19 protein-coding genes are annotated in these 21,094 nt (G+C 71.2%); 13 read left to right on the top strand and 6 right to left on the bottom strand.

The features are described 5' to 3' along the window. Positions 1–40 precede the first annotated feature (40 nt). Together ABZX61_RS12095 and ABZX61_RS12090 are read right to left on the bottom strand one after the other, a co-directional pair. Positions 41–1,429 carry a hypothetical protein gene (locus tag ABZX61_RS12095; protein WP_355193829.1) on the bottom strand — a complete coding sequence of 463 codons (1,389 nt, stop codon included), beginning with the start codon at positions 1,427–1,429 and terminating at the stop codon, positions 41–43. A 101-nt stretch (positions 1,430–1,530) separates the two neighbouring features. Then, complete coding sequence (locus tag ABZX61_RS12090; protein WP_355193827.1) at positions 1,531–2,949, bottom strand: glycoside hydrolase 43 family protein; 1,419 nt, start codon at positions 2,947–2,949, stop codon at positions 1,531–1,533. Between the two features lie 180 nt (positions 2,950–3,129). Between ABZX61_RS12090 and ABZX61_RS12085 the strand changes: the two genes are divergently transcribed. The 5 genes from ABZX61_RS12085 to ABZX61_RS12065 all read left to right on the top strand — a co-directional run bounded on the left by ABZX61_RS12085 (position 3,130) and on the right by ABZX61_RS12065 (position 5,888). Next, complete coding sequence (locus ABZX61_RS12085) at positions 3,130–4,152, top strand: LacI family DNA-binding transcriptional regulator (RefSeq protein ID WP_355193825.1); 1,023 nt, start codon at positions 3,130–3,132, stop codon at positions 4,150–4,152. Between the two features lie 115 nt (positions 4,153–4,267). Next, positions 4,268–4,576, top strand: coding sequence for a type II toxin-antitoxin system prevent-host-death family antitoxin (locus tag ABZX61_RS12080; RefSeq protein WP_355193824.1), 309 nt, complete (start codon positions 4,268–4,270; stop codon positions 4,574–4,576). Positions 4,577–4,855: 279 nt separating this feature from the next. Next, on the top strand, positions 4,856–5,323 hold the full coding sequence (locus ABZX61_RS12075) for an NUDIX domain-containing protein (protein ID WP_355193822.1): 468 nt from the start codon (positions 4,856–4,858) through the stop codon (positions 5,321–5,323). Then, the gene (locus tag ABZX61_RS12070) at positions 5,320–5,589 is read left to right on the top strand and encodes a type II toxin-antitoxin system RelE/ParE family toxin (RefSeq protein WP_355193820.1); all 270 of its coding nucleotides are present in this window, start codon (positions 5,320–5,322) and stop codon (positions 5,587–5,589) included. The genes ABZX61_RS12075 and ABZX61_RS12070 overlap by 4 nt, the downstream gene beginning before the upstream one ends. Next, the gene (locus ABZX61_RS12065) at positions 5,589–5,888 is read left to right on the top strand and encodes a helix-turn-helix transcriptional regulator (RefSeq protein ID WP_355193818.1); all 300 of its coding nucleotides are present in this window, start codon (positions 5,589–5,591) and stop codon (positions 5,886–5,888) included. Before ABZX61_RS12070 ends, ABZX61_RS12065 begins: the two co-directional genes overlap by 1 nt. Before the next feature lie 458 nt (positions 5,889–6,346). Here ABZX61_RS12065 and ABZX61_RS12060 read toward each other — a convergent pair whose 3' ends face one another. Next, positions 6,347–6,814: a hypothetical protein gene (locus tag ABZX61_RS12060; protein WP_355193816.1), complete on the bottom strand. Its 468-nt coding sequence runs from the start codon at positions 6,812–6,814 to the stop codon at positions 6,347–6,349. Between the two features lie 434 nt (positions 6,815–7,248). On the opposite strand from ABZX61_RS12060, the gene ABZX61_RS12055 reads away from it, so the two are divergent. From ABZX61_RS12055 to ABZX61_RS12035, 5 genes are all read left to right on the top strand, one after another. Beyond that, positions 7,249–8,424, top strand: coding sequence for a hypothetical protein (locus ABZX61_RS12055; RefSeq protein ID WP_355193814.1), 1,176 nt, complete (start codon positions 7,249–7,251; stop codon positions 8,422–8,424). A gap of 164 nt (positions 8,425–8,588) precedes the next feature. Beyond that, complete coding sequence (locus ABZX61_RS12050) at positions 8,589–9,329, top strand: response regulator transcription factor (protein ID WP_350723497.1); 741 nt, start codon at positions 8,589–8,591, stop codon at positions 9,327–9,329. Beyond that, entirely contained in the window at positions 9,326–10,753 is a 1,428-nt protein-coding gene (locus ABZX61_RS12045) for a HAMP domain-containing sensor histidine kinase (protein ID WP_355193812.1), read from the top strand. The genes ABZX61_RS12050 and ABZX61_RS12045 overlap by 4 nt, the downstream gene beginning before the upstream one ends. A 68-nt stretch (positions 10,754–10,821) precedes the next feature. Beyond that, positions 10,822–11,238 carry a hypothetical protein gene (locus tag ABZX61_RS12040; RefSeq protein ID WP_355193810.1) on the top strand — a complete coding sequence of 139 codons (417 nt, stop codon included), beginning with the start codon at positions 10,822–10,824 and terminating at the stop codon, positions 11,236–11,238. Positions 11,239–11,244: 6 nt separating this feature from the next. Next, complete coding sequence (locus ABZX61_RS12035; protein ID WP_355193808.1) at positions 11,245–11,526, top strand: hypothetical protein; 282 nt, start codon at positions 11,245–11,247, stop codon at positions 11,524–11,526. On the opposite strand, the gene ABZX61_RS12030 is transcribed toward ABZX61_RS12035, so the two are convergent. After that, positions 11,510–13,018 (bottom strand): FAD-dependent monooxygenase, encoded by a 1,509-nt coding sequence (locus ABZX61_RS12030; protein WP_355193806.1) that lies wholly within the window; start codon positions 13,016–13,018, stop codon positions 11,510–11,512. The two genes, ABZX61_RS12035 and ABZX61_RS12030, sit on opposite strands and share 17 nt — an antisense overlap. Before the next feature lie 116 nt (positions 13,019–13,134). Here ABZX61_RS12030 and ABZX61_RS12025 point away from each other — a divergent pair, with 116 nt between their 5' ends. After that, entirely contained in the window at positions 13,135–14,328 is a 1,194-nt protein-coding gene (locus tag ABZX61_RS12025; RefSeq protein WP_355193804.1) for a cytochrome P450, read from the top strand. A 78-nt stretch (positions 14,329–14,406) separates the two neighbouring features. After that, positions 14,407–16,725 (top strand): M28 family peptidase, encoded by a 2,319-nt coding sequence (locus ABZX61_RS12020; RefSeq protein WP_355193802.1) that lies wholly within the window; start codon positions 14,407–14,409, stop codon positions 16,723–16,725. Between the two features lie 15 nt (positions 16,726–16,740). Here ABZX61_RS12020 and ABZX61_RS12015 read toward each other — a convergent pair whose 3' ends face one another. Continuing rightward, positions 16,741–17,694 (bottom strand): NAD(P)-dependent oxidoreductase, encoded by a 954-nt coding sequence (locus ABZX61_RS12015; RefSeq protein ID WP_350723509.1) that lies wholly within the window; start codon positions 17,692–17,694, stop codon positions 16,741–16,743. 78 nt (positions 17,695–17,772) lie between these two features. Between ABZX61_RS12015 and ABZX61_RS12010 the strand changes: the two genes are divergently transcribed. Beyond that, on the top strand, positions 17,773–18,696 hold the full coding sequence (locus ABZX61_RS12010) for an AEC family transporter (protein ID WP_355193799.1): 924 nt from the start codon (positions 17,773–17,775) through the stop codon (positions 18,694–18,696). A 94-nt stretch (positions 18,697–18,790) separates the two neighbouring features. Here ABZX61_RS12010 and ABZX61_RS12005 read toward each other — a convergent pair whose 3' ends face one another. Further along, positions 18,791–21,016 carry a M20/M25/M40 family metallo-hydrolase gene (locus ABZX61_RS12005; protein ID WP_355193797.1) on the bottom strand — a complete coding sequence of 742 codons (2,226 nt, stop codon included), beginning with the start codon at positions 21,014–21,016 and terminating at the stop codon, positions 18,791–18,793. Positions 21,017–21,094 lie beyond the last annotated feature (78 nt).

Below are 21,094 nucleotides of genomic sequence, written 5' to 3'. Positions count from 1 at the left end.
AGAGGCGCCGGCTCGCACGCGGGCCGGCGCCTCTTCGCGTCTAGCGGGTGCCGCGGTGCACGACCAGGAGCTGGTCGCGGGTGGCGTTCCGGTCGCGGTAGGCGATCGCGGCCGGGGCCTCGGCGCTGTGATGGCCGGGCAGCCGCTCGTCGGCACTCCACGAGGAGCCGTCGAAGACGGTCCACCACAGGCGCTGGTCGCTCGCGCCGCGGTGGACGCAGTAGAGGCGGTCTTTGTAGACGGTCAGCGCGGGGCCCTCGGCGGCCGAGTGCATGGTCAGCTTCTGGTCGGGCGTCCAGGCGGAGCCGTCCCAGCGCGTCCACCACAGGCTGGAGTCCTTGCCGGTGTGCACGCAGTAGAGGTGGCCCCGCCAGACGGCCAGCGCCGGGTTGGACCGGCAGGCGTGCTGGGGCAGCTGGGTGCAGGGGCTCCACGAGGAGCCGTCCCACCGCGTCCACCACAGGGTGGAGTCGGTGCCGGCGTGCACGCAGTAGAGCTGCCCGTCGAACGTGGCCAGCGCGGGGGCGGAGGCGCTGGGGTGCTCGGGGAGCTTGGCGTCGGGGCTCCAGGTGGAGCCGTCCCACCGCGTCCACCACAGGTTGTCGTCGCCGTCGCCGCGGTGCACGCAGTAGAGCCGCCCGTCGTACGCCGCCAGCGCCGGGGCCGAGTCGCTGACGTGCCCGGGCAGTCTCCGGTCCGCGCTCCACCCTTTCTGGGCGTCATAGACCGTCCACCACAGGCTGGGATCGTCGACCTCGCCGCGGTGGACGAGGACCAGCCCGTCCTGGAACTCCGCGAGGGCCGGGGCCGACACGCTGAAGTGCTCGACGAACGTCTGGTCAGGGGTCCATCCCTCGCCGGGCTCGTGAACCGTCCAGTACAGCCGCTCCCCGTCGCGCCGGTCCTCGCGGGCCGGCACCAGCATGGCGGGCGCGACCCACGGCGAGACCAGCTTCACGCCGTACGGCCGGGCGACCGAGGTGATCCAGTCGGCCTTGGCGCGCACCTGCCGCTCGATGTGTGGGGTGAGCCAGGAGCCCAGCACGGTGGCCGCGGTCTCGCCGACGAGCTGCGGGATCTCGGCGGCCAGCAACGCGGCGCTCTCGTTGAGGTGGATCTCGAAACCCCACCACCTGGAGACCGGCCAGACCTCCGCGCCCATGGTGCCGAGCTCGCTCTGCAGCCGCCGTACGCGGTCCTGGGCCTGGGGCGACAGCCCGGCGATCTGGCGCCCGCTCTCCCGCTTGGCCGCCGACCACTCGACCTCGACGGCCTCCCGTACGGACGACTCGTCCAGCAGCTCGCTCTCGACAGCCGCGTCCACGGCGGCGGCGGCCACCGGGTCGTCCTGGCTGTGCAGCAGCACCTCCTCGCCGTCCACCTCCGCCGTGTCGAGCCCCGCTCTGTCGGCCCGGGTGTCATCAGTCATTTCCAGCCCCCCTGGAGTGATCCGCACCATTCGATGCGCATATGCACCATCTATGGTAACCAGAGGTAGTTGTCCGATTACTCTCCAGGGTCTCTCCGGAGCTACCTCTCGACGTCCACGGTGAAGGCGTCGAAAACCGCCCGGCCCGCGCCGTCCCCCGCCGCGAACAGGCCCAGCACCGCCCCCACCCACCGGCTCTGCGTGGCCTGGAAGGGAGCGCCGACCTCGCGCAGCCCGTCGCCGGTGTCGGCCAGGAACGTGACGAGCGCGTTCTCCCCGATCCGCGCGCCGACGGTGACGGACGCGCCGTCCTTCACGGGCACGGGCTCCATGTCCCCGCACACCAGCGCGGTCCCGTCCGCCGTGCGCTCCAGCCCGACGTAGGCGTAGGTGAACCCGAGCACGACCAGCCCCGCCCGGCCCTCGCCGTCCAGGGTGAGGCCGGTGGTGACCGTGCACGGGTCGCCGGGCAGCCGCTGCCCGAGCACGGACGGGCGCTCCCTGAGGTCCTCCGGCCCCGGCGCGCAGGCCAGGCGGAGGGTGCCGTCCCGCAGCTCCCACCAGGAGGGGTCGGGGTTGGCCTGCCAGCTCCACTGCAGGCCGAGCCCGGGCCCGGCGAAGTCGTCGGAGGTGGCGGGCTCGGCCGGCGCGCCGCCGGGGACGGGCACGGGGCCGCCGGGCACCGGCTCGCCGTCCGCGCCCATGACCGGCCAGCCGTCCTCCCAGGCCATGGGCTGCAGGTGGACGACCCTGCCGTAGGCGCCGCGGTCCTGGAAGTGCATGAACCAGTGCGCGCCCGACGGGGTGTCCACCCAGCCGCCCTGGTGCGGCCCGTTCACGTCGGTGCCGCCCTGCTCCAGCACGATCCGGTCCTCGTACGGGCCGAAGATCGAGCTCGCCCGGAACACCGACTGCCAGCCCTGCTCCACGCCACCCGCCGGCGCGAAGACCCAGTACATGCCGTCGCGCTTGTAGAGCTTGGGCCCCTCCAGCGTCCGGTAACCGGGCAGCAGGTCGGCGTCGATGATCAGCGTGCCCTCGTCCAGCACCTCGCGGGCGTCCGGCGACATGCGGTGCAGGGTGAGCCGGTTGTTGACGCCGGCGCGGCTCTTGGCCCAGCCGTGCACCAGGTACGCCTGGCCGTCGTCGTCCCACAGCGGGCACGGGTCGATGAGCCCGGCGCCCGGCTTGACCACGTGCGGCGCGGTCCACGGACCCCGCGGGTCCTCCGCGCTCACCACGTGGATCCCCACGTCGGGGTCGCCGTAGAAGATCCAGAACCGCCCGTGGTGATGGCGCAGCGAGGGCGCCCACACGCCGCAACCCGGCCGCACGTCGTCATAGCCGCTCGTCACGGCATGCCCGATGATCGTCCAGTTGACCAGATCGCGCGAGTGCAGGATCGGCAGGCCCGGGACCTTGGTGAACGTGGAGGCGGTCAGGTAGAAGTCCGCGCCGACGCGGATCACGTCGGGGTCGGACCAGTCGGCGTTCAGCACGGGGTTGCGGTAGGTCGTCATCCCTCACTCCTTGGCGGCACCTGCTGCAATCGGTTGCAGGAAACGTCGCACCCGCACGTACCTGGCGTCAAATGGCCCGAGTGCCCGCCGACGGCCGGGAGCAGGCCGTCATGCCTGAAATTCGAAATTTTCGGGGCGCTGGCCTGGCGATTCCCAGGCGCGGCGGGGAGAGTGGGGGTCATGACGGTCGAGGACCAGCCCCAGCAGTTGCCCAAACTGGCCGTGATCGCCCGCGAGGCCGGCGTGTCCATTGCAACCGTTTCCAAAGCTCTGAACGGCCGCTCCGACGTCTCCGCCCACACCCGCCGGCTGGTCGCCGAGGTGCTGGAGCGGCGCGGCTACCCCAGACAGCGGGTCAGGCCCGTCCGGGGGAGCATGGTGGACGTCATGCTGCAGGCCCTCGACTCGCCGTACGCGCTGGCGATCCTGGGCGGGGTGGAGGACGCGGCCTGGCGGGCGGGCGTGGACCTGGTGGTCTCGGCCGTGTGCGACCGCACCAAGCACGGCCAGCCCCCGCCCGCGTGGCTGGACCGGATCGGCGCCCGCGACAGCGCCGGCGTCCTGCTCGTGCGCACGTCGCCGACCGCCGCGCAGCGGGCCTGGCTGGCCGACCGGGGGATCCCCGCGGTGATCGTCGACCCGCGCCGCAAGCCGCCGTCCGGCCTGCCCGCCGTCGCCTCGGCCAACCTGGACGGCGCGCGGGCGGCCACCGAGCACCTGATCGCCCTCGGTCACTCGCGGATCGCCGTCGTCACGGGCCGCCCCGGGGTCCCGTGCGCGGCCGAACGGCTGGCCGGCCACCGCCAGGCCATGGCCGCCGCCGGGCTCCGGGCCGACCCCCGGTGGGAGGTGTGCGGCTACTTCCAGCAGGGCGACGCTTTACGAGCCACCCGCCGCCTGCTCGCCTCCCTCCCCCATCCGCCGACCGCCGTCTTCGCCTGCTCGGACTCCATGGCCGTCGGGGTGTACCAGGCGCTGGGCGAGCACGGGCTGCGCGTGCCCGACGACGTGAGCGTGATCGGCTTCGACGACTCCTTGGCCGCCGCCCACGTCACGCCGGCCCTCACCACGGTCCGCCAGCCCTGGCCCGAGCTGGGCGCGGCGGCGCTGACGGCACTGCTCACCGACGGCGCTGCGGGCCGGATCGAGCTGCCCACGACGCTGGTCACGCGCTCGAGCACCGCTCCACCCCGGCCGTCCTGACCACTTTGTTCAGTTCACCTACTCGCACATGAGCCTTGGTGGTCGAGCACTTGCCTTCGCTTCGTGGGTGGATCGGACGGCGGCGGCCAGGGACCGGCGCGGTTACAGTTGATGCGTGACTGCCCTGCACGACGCAACTGAGTTGAGCGTCACCGAGGCGGCCCAGCGAGGGATTGCCCGCCTGGTGGCCGAGGCGGAGCAGGGGATCGATCTGGTGGTCACCCGTCGGCACCAGCCGGTGGCGGCCGTGGTGAGCATCCGCCGGCTCAACGAGTTGGAGGAGGCGGCGGCCGATCTGCGGGATCTGGCGCTGGTGCTCGCTCGTTCGGTCACTGACCCGGGGGAGCGGATCTCGCTCGATAAGGTGCTGGCCGCTTTCGGGCACACTCGCGAATCGCTGGCCGCCATCCCGGACGACGAGTAAACGTATCCGACGTCGTCTTCACGGCGCCGGCGGTCGACGGCCCTCGACGCATCGGCCCAGACGCGGCGCCCAAGATACTCAAGAAGAACCTGCTGTCCCGCTATGACGATGACGTCCTGGTCAATCCACACGTATACGGAGAACCGGCCTCGGCCAACCCGACCTTCCACTTCCGCCGCCTCGATGGCGGGACGATGGCCGAGCACTACATGTCGTCGTTCGAGCGCGTCTGGGCCGGAGCCGTTCCGTGGTCCGGCGTGGAGATCTGAGAGGCATCTCATGGGACGAGTTGAGTACTGGAACGACCCGAGCGCACCCAAGGCGAACAGTCTCGTACCGGCCTGTGGGACGGTCACCGTGGACGACGCGGGGCGCATCCTCATGCAGTGCCGTCGCGACACGGGCCAGTGGGCGTTGCCGATGGGCAAGATGGAGATCGGTGAGACGCCCTCGCAGTGCGCCGTGCGGGAAACCGAGGAGGAGACCGGTGTCTTGGTCGAGCCGGTGGGCATCCTTGGGATCTACTCCGACCCTGGTCACATCGTCGCCTACACAGACGGCGAGATCCGCCAGGAGTACGAGGTCATGCTGATCGCCCGCCCGGTCGGCGGTCAGCCGGAGGTCAACGACGAGGCCAGCGATGTGCGGTGGGTTGAGCCGGGTGAACTGCACTTGCTGGACATTCACCCCACGCAGTGGCGGCAGCTCAACGACTACCTTGAGCAGAGGCATCCCCACGTCGATTGAACCCAGGCCATTTCTATGTCGATCTGCTCGCGGCGGAAGGCCCGTCGCTGGGAGAGCCGTACACGCGACAGCTCGATGGCGTGCTGCGGTTTTACCTTGATGATCTGACAATGCGGATCAGCTACTGGATCGCTTCGGATCGGCGGATCATCCTTCTGACCGTTTTCCACAAAACGCGAATGAGGGAAGATCGAGAAGTGGACCGGGCGCGGCGGGCGTTGTCTCATTGCAAGGGCGAGGCGCACTCGGTGGACGAGGAGTGGTGATGACCGAGCGGACCGACTGGGCTGATCTGCGTGACCGGCGACTGTCCGAGCCCGGGGCGGCCGAGGCATACGATGCGGCTCGTCTCGCCTTCGAACTCGGTCGGGCAGTACGACAGATGCGGGAATCTCGCGGGTGGAGCCAGAGTGAGCTGGCTCGTGCGGCTGACATGACACAGTCAGCAGTGGCCCGTTTCGAAGGAGGAGGCACCGTGCCGACGCTGCCGGTCCTCGAGCGACTGGCCAGGGCTCTGGACGCCCAACTGGAGGTGCGAATCAGTCCACGTGCTCCCGCAGCCTGAGCCTGATTATCCCGCGAGACGAAGTGCGACCACCAGCAGCATCAGACGGGCCCACCACCCGGCAGGCCCGATCGCTGTCTCGTGAATTCTTACGCTGCTCGGGTCAAAGCTGAAGCCGTAATGATGGGTGTCGCGCCCTTTGCGTGGCGCTTATTCATGAGCGCGACCGAGAGGTCCCACACGTCGGTTCTCTGGTAATGGGTCTCCCCAGGCTTCCCCGACCCACGAATTCTCCGAAGGCGAGCCGGTCCGGGGTGGGCAGCAGACGGCCCACCATCCAACCGGTCAACGGGCGGGGACCGATGGCGCCGGAGGCGCGGGGGGTGCGCCGGAGGCGCCTCAATAGGGGCGTCTGAGCCCCTGCGCGAAGCGCCCCCGGCGAAGCCCTTTGTCTGGGGCGGGTGTCAGCAGGCCCACCATCCAGACGGGTAACGGGCGGGTGGCCCCTGGCCCACCTACTACTTGCCGTCGTGGTCGCGGTGGCGCTGCGGGCGGGGGGCCACCACGTCGAAGGAGGCCGTGGCGGTCTTGTTGCCGACCTTGACGGTCACGGTCTTGCTGCCGGGCTTGGCCTTGGACGGCACGGTCAGGGTCTTGGTGGCCTCGCCGTCGGAGAGCGTCACGCGGTAGCTCTTGCCCTCGGGGCTGGTCACGACGGCCGTGCCGGAGCGCAGGCCCTTGGCGGCGATCGTCACGTCGTACGAGTCGCCGGCGCGCACCCGGTCAGGGTCGACGGAGACCTTCAGCGCGAACCTGCGAGCGTCGTCGCGGCCCTTGACCCACTGGTCCTGGGTAACAGTGGGCGTGATGGGGTTCGAGTGCGTCGGCTGCGGGGCCTTGACGGTGGCCGCCGGCTGCGGCCTGGCGTCGGCGAACGCGGCGCCCGACAGGGGCAGCGTCAGCAGAGCGGCGCTGGCGAGGGTCACGGCGAAAGGCTTGGAGAAGCGCACTGGATACGAATCCAATCCGGGACGGACCTGGCCGAACATCTGAATTCAGCCCCGAAGGTCTTCCCTCGCCAATCACCCTGCCGAGCCAACCTGAGAAACGCCTGTGCTCACCTTATGTATTGGATAAGCGCAGGTAGTGGCCTCGACCTGGGGTCGGTGATCTGCAACACATAATTTCTCTTATGCGATTCTCAGATTCTTCCCGGGTTCGTTCTCAGGATCGGCGGCCGCCTTGGGGAATCGGCGCGGGGACGCGATCTTCGTGAGATCACGGCACGATCACGGCAAGCTGTGTGCCAGCTAAATCCGGACATAGGAGGACATAAAGGCTGGGCTGAGAGGGATACCTTCCTGCCTCACAGACGCACCGAACGCTCATGGCGTTCCCGCGACGAGCAAGGAGTATCCCCTTGAAGATCAAGCACACCCTCGCCCCCGTCGGCGGCGGGCTGGCCGCCACGGCGCTGCTCGGCGCCTCGCTGGCGGGCGGCGCGCAGGCCGCCCCGCACGTGAAGCCGACCGAGAGCGTCAGCATCACCACCGCCAAGGGCATCGCCGCCTACTGGCTGGAGAACAACGGCGCCGCGCTGAAGGCCGCCACCTACGTCGAGGAGGACACCACCGACGTCGACAAGCTCACCTCCACGGGCACTCCGTCCACCGACACCAAGGCGGGCTCGGTCGCCCCGACCGGCACCACCACGACCACCGGCAAGTCGAAGAACGTCAACCTGCCGAAGACCGTCGGCAAGGTCTTCTTCGTCGACTCGGCGGGCAAGAAGCGCTGGTGCTCGGCCTCCTCCATCCAGGGCAAGTACGCCAACGTGGTCGCCACGGCCGGCCACTGCGTGTACGACACCGCCAATGACGAGCAGCTCATGGACAACTGGGTCTTCGTGCCCGGCTACTACCAGGGCAAGGCCCCCTGGGGCGTCTACGTCGGCAAGCAGGCGTTCGTGCACTACGACTACAGCGTGTACGAGGACTACGACCGCGACTACGCGTTCGTCTCCGTCTACAACGGCGTGACCGTCAAGGACTCGACCGTCACCAGGTCCGAGTACGAGGCCGACCGGGCCAAGCCGGGCACCGACACCACGAAGGCCGACCACGGCTACTACGACCGGTCGTCGAACACGTACCACGTGATCGACGCCACGGACGCGGGGCGGCTGGGCGACAACGTCGGCGGCCAGGGCATCTCCTGGAACCAGCCGCTGAAGAAGGCGCACTACGTGTTCGGCTACCCGCAGGCCGCGCAGCCCGACGGCAACAAGCCGTTCACCGGCGTCACGCCCAAGTGGTGCTACGGCACGACCACGGCCAAGACCGTTGGCTCGGCCGCCAAGAAGATCGAGGAGCACGTCGGGCTGAAGTGCTCCATGACCGCCGGCGCCGACGGCGGGCCGTGGCTGCTGAAGTACAGCAGTGCCAAGCGGCTCGGCTATCTCAACGGCGTGACCAGCGCGTTCTACGACCAGGACGAGAACGACCGGGTCGACTACATCAGCTCGCCGTACTTCGACGCCGAGACCTACAGCGTCTACGCCTCCGCGGCCAACGTCTGGTCCGGGAAGCTCTTCTGACCGAATAGGGGGTGACGACTTCGCGTGGCTCTGATCGCGTCTTGAAGGGATAGGAAGGGCCCGGCACGCCGCCGGGCCCTTCCGCGCTCGCCCGGGAGCAGCTCACAGGCGATTCACAAGCAGGCATCATCAAACCTTCATAGAGGGAGGTCATCGTCACGAATATGCACACGACCAGCCCGAACTCCCGGTCCGAGCCCGTGCGCCGATCGGACGGCAGCTCGATCAACATCCTCGTCGTGGACGACGAGCCTCCGCTGACCGAGCTCCTTTCCATGGTCATGCGCCAGGAGTCCTGGGACGTCCGCAGTGCGCACAACGGCAGCGAGGCCATCCGCGCGGCGCGCGGGTTCCGCCCGGACGCGATCGTCCTGGACGTCATGCTGCCCGACATGGACGGGATCCAGCTCCTTCCCCGGCTGCGCGCGGTGCTGCCGGGCGTGCCGATCCTGTTCCTGACCGCGCTGGACTCGCTCCAGGACCGGCTCGTCGGCCTGCGGGCCGGCGCGGACGACTACGTCACGAAGCCGTTCAGCCTGGAGGAGGTCGTCATCAGGCTGCGGGGCCTGCTGCGCCGCTCGGGCGCGGCCCAGGCGCGGGCCGACGCCGGGCTCGTGGTCGGCGATCTCACGCTGGACCAGGAGACCCACCAGGTACGGCGGGACGGCAAGGAGATCAGGCTCACGCCGACGGAGTTCGAGCTGCTGCGCTTCCTCATGCACAACCCGGGCCGGGTGCTCAGCAAGTCGCAGATCCTCGACCGGGTGTGGGCCTACGACTTCGGCGGCCAGAGCAACGTCGTCGAGCTGTACATCTCCTATCTCCGGCGCAAGATCGACGCGCAGCGGCAGCCGATGATCCACACCGTGCGCGGGGTGGGCTACACGCTCCGACCCGCCGGATGACGATGTCGCTGGAGACCAAGCTGGTGGTCTCCTCGATCGCGCTGCTGGTCACCGTCTGCGCCGTCATCGCCACCGCGACGACGCTGCTGTTCCACGACTTCCTCACCGACCGGCTCGACAGCCAGGTCACCTCGGCCGCCCGCCGCTCGACCAGCGCGGCGGCGCAGCGGGACGACCCGCCTCCGCAGGCCCGGGAGGTGTCGTTCCTGCTGTCGCCCGGTCAGGCCGAGGGCACGTTCGGCGCGCGGATCCGCCAGGGGGTGGTGCGGCGGGCCGCCGTGCTGACCGGCATCGCCACCGTGCGGGAACTGCCCGCGCCGCCGTCGCTCGCCGCCGTCACCGGCGAGCCCGTGACGGTCGACCTGGGTCCGCTGGGCGCCTACCGGATGGCCTCCGCCCGCACGCCCGACGGCGACGTGCTGGTCACCGGGCTGCCCATGACCGCCGTGGACTCCATGCTGACCAGGCTCGTCGTGGTGGAGGCCGCCGTCACGCTGGCGGGCGTCGCGCTGACGGCCGCCGCCGGCACCCTGCTCGTACGCCGTGCCGTACGCCCGCTCGGGCGGCTCGCGGCCACCGCTTCCAGGGTGTCGGAGCTGCCGCTGGCCACCGGGGACGTCGTGCGCCTGTCCCGCGTACCCGAGGTGGACACCGACCCGCACACCGAGATCGGGCAGGTGGGCGGCGCGCTCAACCGCATGCTCGGGCACGTCGAGACCGCCCTCGCGGTGCGGCACGAGAGCGAGACGAGGCTGCGGCGCTTCATCGCCGACGCCAGCCACGAGCTGCGCACGCCGCTGGCCTCCATCGTCGGCTACGCGGAGCTGACCAGGCGCAGCGGCGAGTGGCACGGGCCGCAGACGGAGCACGCGCTCGGCCGCATCCGCTCGGAGGCGGGCCGGATGACCACGCTGGTGGAGGACCTGCTGCTGCTGGCCAGGCTGGACGCGGGCCGCCCGCTGGAGCGGGTGGAGCTGGACCTGTCGCCGATCGTGGTCAACGCGGTCGGCGACGCCTACGCGGCCGCGCCCCGCCACCGCTGGCTGATCAGCCTGCCCGACCAGCCCGCCCTGGTCCTGGGGGACGCCGACCGCCTGCACCAGGTGGTGACCAACCTCCTCGCGAACGCCCGTACCCACACCCCGCCCGGCACCACGGTCACCGCGACGGTCCGGCTCGGGGAGCGGGTGAGCGTCGAGGTCGCGGACGACGGGCCGGGCATTCCCGGACACGTGCTCCCCCACGTGTTCGGCCGGTTCGCGCGGGGCGACGGATCGCGCTCCCGGCTGGCCGGCGGCAGCGGGCTGGGCCTGGCCATCGTGTCGGCGGTCACGGCGGCCCACGACGGGCGGGTCGAGGTACGCAGCGAGCCGGGGAACACGGTGTTCACGCTCAGCCTGCCGCCGGGCCGGACCCGGAAGTAGTTTTTGCGCCGAGTTTATCGAGGGCTTTCCGTGAAAAGGCGTCCCCCGGTGCTACCTTTCAGTGGATCATGTCGCGAGAAATGGCGGGAAACGCATTGAGGGCATTGGTGCGGATTGTTGCGGGCGTCGCGGTCGGGTGCGCTGTGCTGCTGGCCCCGACCGGCGCGTCGGCCGCACCGCCGCCCGACGGGAGCTCCCTGCTCACCGAGCTGGTCGGCGCGGATCTCGGTACGGTACTCAGAGCGCTTCCCGGAGTTTTCTGCGGAAATCGGCTGATCGCCTACAACTCGCCGTCACCCAATTCTCCGACCAAGTGCGTTAATGGCGCCGAGAACAGCGGGAACTCCACCAACAGCGGGAACTACCACAATGAGGGAAATCCCATCAACAGCGGCAACTTCGACAATGCGAACGGCGCCGTGAACAGCAACAACACCATCGACGGCGGGAACAACGCCAATGGCTCCCAGTCCACTTCCCGGTGACCGGCGATGACGACCTTCAGGCGGCGGACCGGGATGGTCGCGGCGCAGCTCGCGCTGATGTTGTCGCTCCCGCCCGCCCTTCCCGCTCTCGGGCACGGATTTCCCAAGGGCAGCGGCAACTCCTGGAACAGCGGCAACTTCCGGGGTAAGGGCCGGCAGGTGAACAGCGGCAACTTCCAGAATGCCAACTTCTCCGTGAACAGCAACAACACCATCAGCGGCGGCAACAACGTCAACGGGCCCCAATGCAGCGTCGAACGACGGGCCATCGTCAAGGGCGGTTGCTGACGGGCCGGTGGCAGAGCGCTCGCCTCAGAGCGCCGTCGGGGTGCTCGCCGCGCCAGGCCACGTGCTGGTCGGGGCGGACCAGCGTCAGGGGCACGCCCGGCAGATCCACGGCCCGCAGCGGCACCCCCAGCTCCCGCGCCTGCTCGGCCAGCGCCACGGCCCCCGGCAGGCGCTGGTCCCCGACCACGCTGAAGCCCCGGCCCAGCCGGTCGTACAGGGACACGCCGGGAGCCAGCCACCGGTGCGGCAGCCGCTCCCCGGTGCCCTCGGCGACGATGGGCGAGCCCTCGTAGGTGTAGCCGAGCACCAGGTCCAGGCTGTGGAACTCGCTGTCCTTCGTCCTGCGCACCGCCTCCGCCACGGCGGGCCGCACCTTCTCGAACTCGGCCTCCTCCCCCATCAGCGCCGGGTCGGCCAGCTCGGGGGCGAGGGTGGCCATGTTCGCGGCGGCGGCCTCGATGGTGTCGGCGGCCACCGGGCGGCGCTCGGTCTCGTAGGTGGCCAGTAACGTGGCGGGCGCCCATCCGTGCAGTACGGCGGCCAGCTTCCAGCCGAGGTTGACCGCGTCCCCGATCCCGGTGTTGAACCCGTGTCCCCCGTACGGCGGATTCTGGTGCGCCGCGTCGCCCGCCAGGAACACGCGCTCGCTCGCGTATCGGTCGGCCAGCAGCATCCGCGCGGTCCACGGGTCGGTGGCCAGGATCTCCGCCTCGATGTCGGCGCCCGCCAGGTTGCGGACCAGCCGCATCGGATCCGCGCCCGCGGCGGGGACGCCCTGGGCGATGCACCACCAGGTGTCCTCCAGGTCGAGGCGGCCGACGATGCCGGGCTGGGCGGGGTTCAGCACCCAGTAGTGCACGGCGGGGCCGTGCGGCATCCGCTCGGCCAGGCCGGGGGCGCGGAAGACGATGTTGAAGTTGGGCCTGGCGTCCTGGCGGCCCTCGTAGCGGGCGCCGATGGCCGCCCTGGTCACGCTGCGTGGGCCGTCGCAGCCGACCACGTAACGGGCGCGTACCTCACGCTCCTCGCCCGTGGCGGACGCGATGCGCACCGACACCCCGTCGGCGTCCTCCCGCAGCCCGGCCACCTGCCATCCGGTCAGCAGCGCGTCGCCGACGGCCTCCCGCAGCACCTCCTCCACCAACGGCTGCGGCACCTGCTGGCCCGGCTCGGCCGCCAGCTCGGAGCCCACCAGGTCCAGCCCGAAGCACCCGCCGATCCTGGTGACCTCCCGTCCGAGCAGGCTGCTGACGAACACCGCCTGGTCCGACCACGCGACCGCCAGCGGGGCGCGCTCCCGCACCCGCTCCGCCAGGCCCCATCTCCGCAGCAGCTCCATCGACCGCGCCGACGTCGTCTTCGCGCGGGGCCGCAGCCACGACACCTCCTCGCGCGGCTCGACCACCAGGCACCTCACGCCCTGGTACGCCAGCTCCACCGCGACCGCCAGCCCCACGGGCCCGCCTCCGGCGACCAACACGGGCACATCCACAGGGGGCATGCTGTCCCTTCCCCCGCACCACCGCAACCCCCGCGCGGGCGCACTGGAGACCGGCCTGGGGGGTTGTTACGGTTTACGCCTCAACCGACGATCATCAAGGGGTTTGCATGACCGAGTCCTCGACGATGCCGCTGCACATGCGGCGGGTGGGGTTCGACCCGGCTCCCGAGCTGGCGGCGCTCAGGGAGGAGGAGGGGATCAGGCGCGTCACGACCCCGTTCGGCCTGGACGTCTGGCTCGTCACCAGGTACGCGGAGGTCCGCGAGGTTCTCGGCGACGCCGAACGGTTCAGGATCGCCCAGCAGACGGTGGCGCGCCTCCCCGGAGCGCCCGAGATGACTCCCGAGCAGTTAGCCAAGATCCAGGCGGGCAACCTCCTCGGCGTGGACGCGCCCGAGCACACGCGGCTGCGCAGGATGCTGACCCCCGAGTTCACGAACCGGCGGATGCAGCGGCTGGAGCCGCGGATCAGGCGCATCGTGGACGACCACCTGGACGCCATGGAGGCCGCCGGTTCGCCGGCCGACCTGGTCACGTCGTTCTCGTTGCCGATCCCGTCGCTGGTCATCTGCGAGCTGCTCGGAGTCCCGTACGAGGACCGGGACGGCTTCCAGCGCCGCACCAGCAGGATGCTCGACCTGTCGGTGCCCGGCGAGGAGCGGCTGGGGCTGCAGTTCGAGGCGCGCGCGTACATGGAGGCCCTGGTCCAGCGCATCCAGCAGGACCCGGGCGAGGAGCTGCTCGGCATGCTGGTACGCGAGCACGGCGACGACCTGACCACGGACGAGCTCGTCGGCATCGGCAGCCTGCTGCTGTTCGCGGGCCACGAGACCACCTCCAACATGCTGGCCCTGGGCACCCTGGCCCTGCTGCGCCATCCCGAGCAGCTCGAACTGCTCAGGAAGGAGCCCGAGCGCATCGACGCCACCGTGGAGGAGCTGCTGCGCTGGCTGAGCATCGTCAACTCGGGCACGACCAAGGTCGCGACGGCGGAGGTCGAGCTGAGCGGCCGTACCATCCAGCCCGGCGAGCTGGTCCTCTGCGCCCTGCCCGCCGCGAACCGCGACCCCGCCCTCATGGCCGACGCGAGCACGTTCGACATCTCCCGCGGCGCTCCCGGACACGTCGCCTTCGGCCACGGCATCCACCACTGCCTGGGCGCCCCGCTGGCGCGCATGGAGCTGCGGATCGCCTTCCCGGCGCTGCTCCAGCGCTTCCCGGGCCTGCGCGAGGCGGGCGCCGCGGACTTCCGCTCCTCCCACATCGTGTACGGCATGAGCTCCCTGGAGGTGGCCTGGTAGACCTGCGGAAAACCGCAGGTCGATCCGGGCACGCGCATCATTCCGCCGCCATGGCCCGCGTACCTAGCGTTCCTGGCCATGACGGGAAAGTTGTTCGATGTCCCCCGCCGGGCGCTGGCGGGGCTGTGCGCCCTGCTCGCGCTGGCCGGCGTGATCATGCTGACCGCCATGGCGGACAGCACCATGCAGCCGCTGCCCGCCTCGGCGCCGGACGGGGAGTTCAGCGCGGAGCGGGCGCTGCGCCACCTGGAGAGGTTCGCCACCGAGCCGCGCCCGATCGGCAGCCGGGCCGGTGAGCGGGCCAGGGACTACCTCGCCGGGCAACTGCGCGCGGCGGGGCTCGACGTGCGGGTGCAGCGGGCCATCGGCGCGAACACGTCGGCCGGGCTGGCGTCGTTCGGGCAGGTGGACAACATTGTGGCCACGGCGAAGGGCAGCGACCCGACCGGGACGGTGGTGATCGCCGCGCACTACGACTCCGCGGCCATGGGCCCGGGCGCCTCGGACGACGCCGCCGCGGTCGCGGCCATGCTGGAGACGGTACGGGCGCTCAAGGGCACCGCGCTCCGCAACGACCTCGTGCTGCTGATGTCGGACGGCGAGGAGGACGGCGTGCTGGGCGCCGAGGCGTTCGTCAGGGAGCACCCGCTGGGCCGCAAGGGCGGGGTGCTGCTCAACTGGGAGGCCCGGGGCGTGAGCGGGCCGTCGCTGATGTTCCAGACGTCCAGGAACAACGCCGGGCTGGTCGAGACGTTCGCCGACGCCGTGCCGCACCCGCGCGGCGACTCCACGATGGGCGAGCTGTACCGGCTGCTCCCGAACAACACCGACTTCACCCCGATGGCCGAGAGCGGCTTCACCGGCATGAACTTCGCCTACATCGAGGGCTCCTCCCGCTACCACACCGCCGACGACTCCCTCGCCCACCTCGACCGGGGCAGCCTGCAGCACCACGGCTCGAACATGCTGGCGCTGACCCGCGCGCTCGGCCGCGCCGACCTCGAAGCGCTGGACACGGACCACGACCTCACCTATTTCCGGATCTTCGGGACCATGGTCACGTACCCGAACGCGCTCGTCTGGCCCCTGGCCGGGCTCGCGGCGGCGGCGGTCGCGGGGCTGGCGGTGCTGGCCCGGAGAAGGCGGCTGCTCAGCCTGCCCCGGCTCGCCGTCGCCGCCACGTCGGGGGTCGTGCCGCTGCTGCTCGCGGCGGCCCTGGCCCAGGGGTTGTGGGAGGTGCTGGTGGCCTGGCGGCCCGCGTACGACGGGATGGGCGGGCTGCTGCACCGACCGCAGGCGTTCCAGGCGGCCGTCGTGATCCTGGCCGCGCTGGCGCTGCTCTGCTGGTACCTGCCGCTGCGCCGCCGCCTCGGCCCCGCGGCGCTGGCCGTCGCCGCTCTGGCCTGGCCGGCCGCGCTCGGCCTGCTGTGCGCCCAGGTCGCGCCGGGCATGTCGTACGTGCTGACGCTGCCCGCGCTGTTCGGCGCGCTCGGCGGGACGGCCGCGATCCTGCTGCGCGGCGCGGCCCGCCAGGTGGCGGTGCTCCAGGTGACGGCGGTGACACTGGGCGCGGTCGTTGCGGCGGCGCTGCTGCCCGCTCTGGCCAGGACCGCGTTCGACGGGATGGGCCTCGCGCTCGGCGGGGTGCCCGCGCTGGTGCTGGCGGTGTTCGGGCTGACGGTGCTGCCGATCGCCGAGCTGTGCCTGCCGGAGCGCAGGCAGTCCCTGGTCCCGCTCGCCGCCGCCGGGCTCGCGGTGCTGCTGGTGCCGATCGGCCTGGCCCGGGACGGCTTCGACCCGGCCAACCCCTTGCGCACGCACCTCGCGTACGTGATGGACGCCGACACCAGGACCGCCAACTGGGTCAGCGCCGACGCGGAGCCGCCCGCCTGGACCAGGAGGTACGTGTCCGGCCACGACACCACGCCGCTGCCCCCCGGCTACGCCCGCGGCACCTCCCTCTGGACGGGACGGGCACCGGCGGCGGCCGGCGCCGCCGAACCCCGGGTGACCGTGCTCGGCCGCGACGGCGACACGGTCCGGCTCCGCGTGACCGCCGGCAGGGCGGCGCGCTCGGTCACGCTGCGGGTCGAGCGCCCGATCGCCGCGGCGACGGCCGCCGCCGACGGCCTGACCCCGGTGAGCGTCGACGTCACCGGGGTCCGCTCCAACACGTGGCCGGGCGAGATCCGCTTCCGCGGCCTGCCTGACACGGGAGCGGAGATCTCGCTGCGGGTCCCGGGGGCGGACCGGTTCCGGCTGACCGCCGTCGCGGAGACCGACGGGCTCCAGCGGGTGCCCGGATTCGTCCCGAGGCCGAAGGGCGTGGTGGCGGCGACCCGGGAGGACGGCGACCTCGTGGCGGTCACCCGTACGTACGAGATCAGCGCGAGGTGAGGCCCCGAACCGGCCTCAGCGGGTGATGGTGCCCGCCCGGACCAGCCAGTCGACCGCCTCGGAGATGGCCTCGAGCGGCGCGTAACGGGGCCGGTGCCCCAGCAGCCGCTCGGCCTTCTCCATGCTGCAGTGAGGGCTGTAGGAGATGTGGTCGAGCGTGATCTGCGCGTCCCGCTCCGGCACCGTCTCCCGCCACCGCTCCCACGGCAGGAACGTCAGCCGCGCCTCCTGCCCGAACCAGCCCGCCACCGCCTCGGCGTAACCGCGCAGCGTCAGGGCGCTGGTGGCCACCGAGTGGAAACTCTCACCGACGGAGGCCGACGGGTTGACCATGGCGTCCACGAACAGCCGCGCCACGTCGTCGGCGTGCACGTGCTGGACGGTCTCCAGGCCGAAGTTCGGCAGCGCCAGCTCGCCGCCGTCGGCCAGCGTCTGGAACACGGCCGGATCGACGTTGCCCGCCGGGTTGACCGGCACCCAGCCGGGGCCGGTGATGTGGCCCGGGTGGATGATCGTGGCGGGGAAGCCGTCGCGGTGGGCGCGTTCGAGGAGGTGGGCCTCGATGGCGGCCTTCTGCTTGCCGTACTCGCCGAGCGGCCGCTTGGGCATGTCCTCGGTCGTCGGCACCCGGCTGCTCGGCCCGTGCGTCCAGATCGTCCCGCAGTGCAGGAACTGCCGGACCTTCCCGGTCAGCGCCGCCGCCAGGTCTCGGGCGCTGGTCTCGGTGAAGGAGATGAGGTCGATGACGACGTCGGCCTCCAGCTCCACGATCCGCCGCCCGAACGTGCCGTCGGCGTCCTCGGCGTCGCGGTCGGCGGTGATCTGGGTGACCCGCTGCCAGGCCCCGTGCGGGCTGTAAGGCTCCCGCTTGCCCCGGCTCACGGCCACGACGTCGTGTCCGCCATCGACCAACCGGGGGATGAGGTACGTGCCGATATGACCGCTGGCGCCAATCACCGCTACTCGCATGCGCCCAGCGTAGACCCGCCGCTTCGCCGGTCAACCATCCCGATACGCTGCTGAACGTCCCATTTCGGAGGTTGGTCAGTGTCGGGGGTTGTCGCGGCGTTCGCCGCCCTGGTGTCCGTTGCCGTGATCGGCTACCTGATCGGGATGGGGGGCCTGCTGCGGGCCAGCGACGAGCTGGTGCTGTCGCGCCTGGCCTTCTTCGTGGCGACCCCGGCGCTGATGTTCGCCACCGTGTCCAAGGCGGACCTCCACATCCTCTTCTCGCCGGTGCTGCTGACCGAGGTGGTGGCGGTGGCGTGCGTCCAGCTCGTCTACGTGCTGGTGGCGCGGCTGGCCTGGGGCCGCGACCGCCGCGAGGCCACGATCGGCGCGCTGGCCTCGTCGTACGTGAACGCCGGCAACCTCGGCGTGCCCATCGCGATCTACGTGCTGGGCGACGGCGCGCTGGTCGCCCCGATCCTGCTCTTCCAGCTGATCGTCCTCACCCCGGTCTCCTTCCTCATCCTCGACAAGGGGGCCCGCTCGGTGCGCGCGGCCCTGCTCCTCCCGTTCCGCAACCCCCTCACGGTCGCCTCCCTCCTCGGGCTCGTGCTGGCGATCACCGGGATCTCCCTGCCCGTCCTGGTCATGCGCCCGGTCGAGCTGCTCGGCGGCGCGGCCGTGCCCGTCGCCCTCGTCGCGTACGGCCTCAGCCTGTACGGCTCCCAGCGCACCCCCGCGGCCCCCGAGGCGAACGGCGTCGGCAAGGACATCTTCCTCGCGGTCACGCTCAAGGCCTTCGTCCAACCGGCCGTCGCCTACCTGACCGCGCGCCTGGTCCTCGGCCTCGACGGCAGCGCGCTCCTGGCCGCCACCCTCTTCGCCGCCCTGCCGACGGCGCAGAACATCTACGTGTACGCGGTGAACTACGACACCGCCCGGCGCCTGGCCCGCAGCGCGGTGCTGCTGACCACGGGCCTGTCCATCCCGATCATGACCGCGATCGGCGCGGTCCTGGGCTGATGGCGTGGTCCGGGTCGCCGCGCTGATGGGCAACCAGCTTTCGGGACAAGGCGGCTATCGCTCGTCGCCAACGTCAGCATCGGAGGCATCAGCGTCAGATGGTGTAGGCCCTGGTGACGGAGATCTTGGCGTCGCCGAGGAACAGCCAATCCGGTGGCGTGATGAAGCCAGGAAGTGCGGACATCTCACGGGGATTCGGGCTCACATCGGTGACCCTCAGCCGGATCTTGCCGCCCGTCACCGTCATCGACACCTCGACGCCGTCCGCCCCCGGGGCGTGGAAGACGAATCCCGCCGGATCGGCCTTGATGGAGCGGCCCTCGACGGTCAGCGAGCGCACCGTCGCGGTGTCCCCGTCCACCCGCAGGCCGACCGTGTTCGCTCCGCGCTCGGAGCGGATCCGGACACGCAGGGTTCGCATGCCCTGCCGGGTCGTGTCCGCGAGCACCCGAAGCGAGGGCTCCGGCAGCGCGGCGGCCTTCGCCGGGCTGAGGAGCTTGGAGCCGCCACCCCATAGCTCCGCCTGCGGCCGGCCGGTCGCGTCGGTGCCGCCATAGCGGCGGGCCCACTGGTCGGGCTTCTTCGAGGTCAGCCAGACGGCCTTGCCGGTGTCCGCGTCGAGGCCGTACGCCAGGCTGGTTCGCCGCGGGTGCTCCTTGTCGATCGGCTCGACCAGCAGGCCCGCCGCCACCAGAGTGATCGAGACGACCAGCGCGGTCAGCGGGATCAGCGGGGAACGCCTGCGAGGCCACACCACCTCGACCATCGGCAGCAGAAGGCCGCCGAACAGGATCACCAGCGGCATGGGGGCGTAGCCCACGTACTGCAGGCCCGTCGGCAGGGTGTTCCACGCGCTGGGCAGCAGGATCAGGGCGGCGGGGACGAGACCTGCGGCGAGGACGAGGACACGCCACCGCGGCGGGCGGCGGAGCGCGGCCAGCCCGCCCAGCGCCGCCCCCAAGGCGGGCCAGGCGGCGAGGTGTGACGCTCCGGGCGACACGATGCCGAGTCCGAGACCGATCAGGGCCGCCCAGGTCAGCATCCCGAGGGCCAGTTCGGTGGTGCCGACGCGACGGCGCAGCAGCGCGTACCACGCGGTCAGGATCGTGCCCGCGAGCATCAGTACGGCGAGCCACAACAGCTCCGGCCGGTACGGCGTCGTGGTGGCGGTTCCACCGAGCTCGGGCCGGATCACCTTGAGCAGGTCCCAGAAGAAGACACCGACACCCACCCCGAGTCCGATCGGGATCGCGGCGAGCGCGGTGCCGAGGAGCGTGCGCCGCAACGTGACCACGCCGCGGCGGCGGGACAGAAAGATCAGTGCCAGTGCCGTCAGCAGGGCGACCGCGCCCAGCAGGGTGGCCGCCCAGGCCGGATAGCGGACCAGCAGGCCGGGCGGGACGTTGAAGTAGACCAGGTCGTCTCCGGTGGACAGCCGCGCCAGGTCGGTGCCGCCGAACGCGCGCACGAGCGCCAGCGTGTTGTCGCCCATCTGCTGCAGTGCCGCGAGATCAACGTGCGCGGGGTCGTCGAGAACGCTGTGGTACAGGGTCCCCGCGTTGGCATAGGCGGAGTCGAGCACGGCCATCCCGCCGGGTTGGAAGGCGGTGAAGTCGGTGTCGTTGTTGAGCAGTTTCATGAGCTCGGCGTACACGGAGTCGGCCACGGGCATGGGCGCCGCCGATCCGAACATGGAGATCAGGCCGGAGTTCGGCTCCGTGCTCCGGAACATCAGCACCGGGCCCTTGGAGCCGCGCGCCTCGTTGTTGATCACCACGCTCCGCCCCTGTGCGAGCTGGTGGTCCTTGACGAACGCCTCCGATCCCAGGAGCCCGGCCTCCTCGGCGTCAGTGATGAGGAGCACGACGTCGTTGCGCAACCGGGTGCCGTCCGCGACCAGCGCCCTGGCCGTCTCGATCGCGCTCGCCGTACCGGCCCCGTCGTCGTTGGCGCCCGGCCCCTCGGGGACCGAGTCGTAGTGAGCGGTGACGAAGACCCGGCCGGTGGAAGCGGTCCCGGGTATCACGGTGACGATGTTGAAGACGCGCCCGGCGGTGACGGGGTCGCCCGGGTCGTCGATCGGTGAGATGCCCACCGCCTCGTGCACCTCGGGCCGCAGGCCCAGCCGTCGCAGCTCGCCGACGAGGTAGTCCCGGACCCGGGCGTGCTCGGCCGTGCCGACGGGGTGGGGTGCGACGGCGATGCGCTCGACCTGGGTGAAGGCCCGCTGCGCGCTGAACTCCTGGACGGGGGCGTCGGCCGGGCTCACCGCGGTGGGGGTGGTGTCCCTGATCGCGCCGACGGCGATCAGCAGGAGCACGCACAGGGCCATGAGTCCGGCAGCGAGTGGGCGTCGTCCCGATGCGTGCTCGTCCGATGTCATCCTCGTCCATTCCCG

This window comes from Nonomuraea sp. NPDC003709, assembly GCF_040610775.1.
Classification (GTDB): Bacteria; Actinomycetota; Actinomycetes; order Streptosporangiales; family Streptosporangiaceae; genus Nonomuraea; species Nonomuraea angiospora_A.
Note: the sequence above shows the minus strand (reverse complement) of the source record. Positions and strands in the feature narration are given on the sequence as shown.

Excerpts from the sequence above, each read along its gene's own strand:
- ABZX61_RS12095 (WP_355193829.1), bottom strand. The coding sequence starts at position 1,429 with ATGACTGATGACACCCGGGCCGACAGAGCGGGGCTCGACACGGCGGAG.
- ABZX61_RS12090 (WP_355193827.1), bottom strand. The coding sequence starts at position 2,949 with ATGACGACCTACCGCAACCCCGTGCTGAACGCCGACTGGTCCGACCCC.
- ABZX61_RS12085 (WP_355193825.1), top strand. The coding sequence starts at position 3,130 with ATGACGGTCGAGGACCAGCCCCAGCAGTTGCCCAAACTGGCCGTGATC.
- ABZX61_RS12075 (WP_355193822.1), top strand. The coding sequence starts at position 4,856 with ATGGGACGAGTTGAGTACTGGAACGACCCGAGCGCACCCAAGGCGAAC.
- ABZX61_RS12065 (WP_355193818.1), top strand. The coding sequence starts at position 5,589 with ATGACCGAGCGGACCGACTGGGCTGATCTGCGTGACCGGCGACTGTCC.
- ABZX61_RS12050 (WP_350723497.1), top strand. The coding sequence starts at position 8,589 with ATGCACACGACCAGCCCGAACTCCCGGTCCGAGCCCGTGCGCCGATCG.
- ABZX61_RS12045 (WP_355193812.1), top strand. The coding sequence starts at position 9,326 with ATGACGATGTCGCTGGAGACCAAGCTGGTGGTCTCCTCGATCGCGCTG.
- ABZX61_RS12040 (WP_355193810.1), top strand. The coding sequence starts at position 10,822 with ATGTCGCGAGAAATGGCGGGAAACGCATTGAGGGCATTGGTGCGGATT.
- ABZX61_RS12035 (WP_355193808.1), top strand. The coding sequence starts at position 11,245 with ATGACGACCTTCAGGCGGCGGACCGGGATGGTCGCGGCGCAGCTCGCG.
- ABZX61_RS12025 (WP_355193804.1), top strand. The coding sequence starts at position 13,135 with ATGACCGAGTCCTCGACGATGCCGCTGCACATGCGGCGGGTGGGGTTC.
- ABZX61_RS12020 (WP_355193802.1), top strand. The coding sequence starts at position 14,407 with ATGACGGGAAAGTTGTTCGATGTCCCCCGCCGGGCGCTGGCGGGGCTG.
- ABZX61_RS12015 (WP_350723509.1), bottom strand. The coding sequence starts at position 17,694 with ATGCGAGTAGCGGTGATTGGCGCCAGCGGTCATATCGGCACGTACCTC.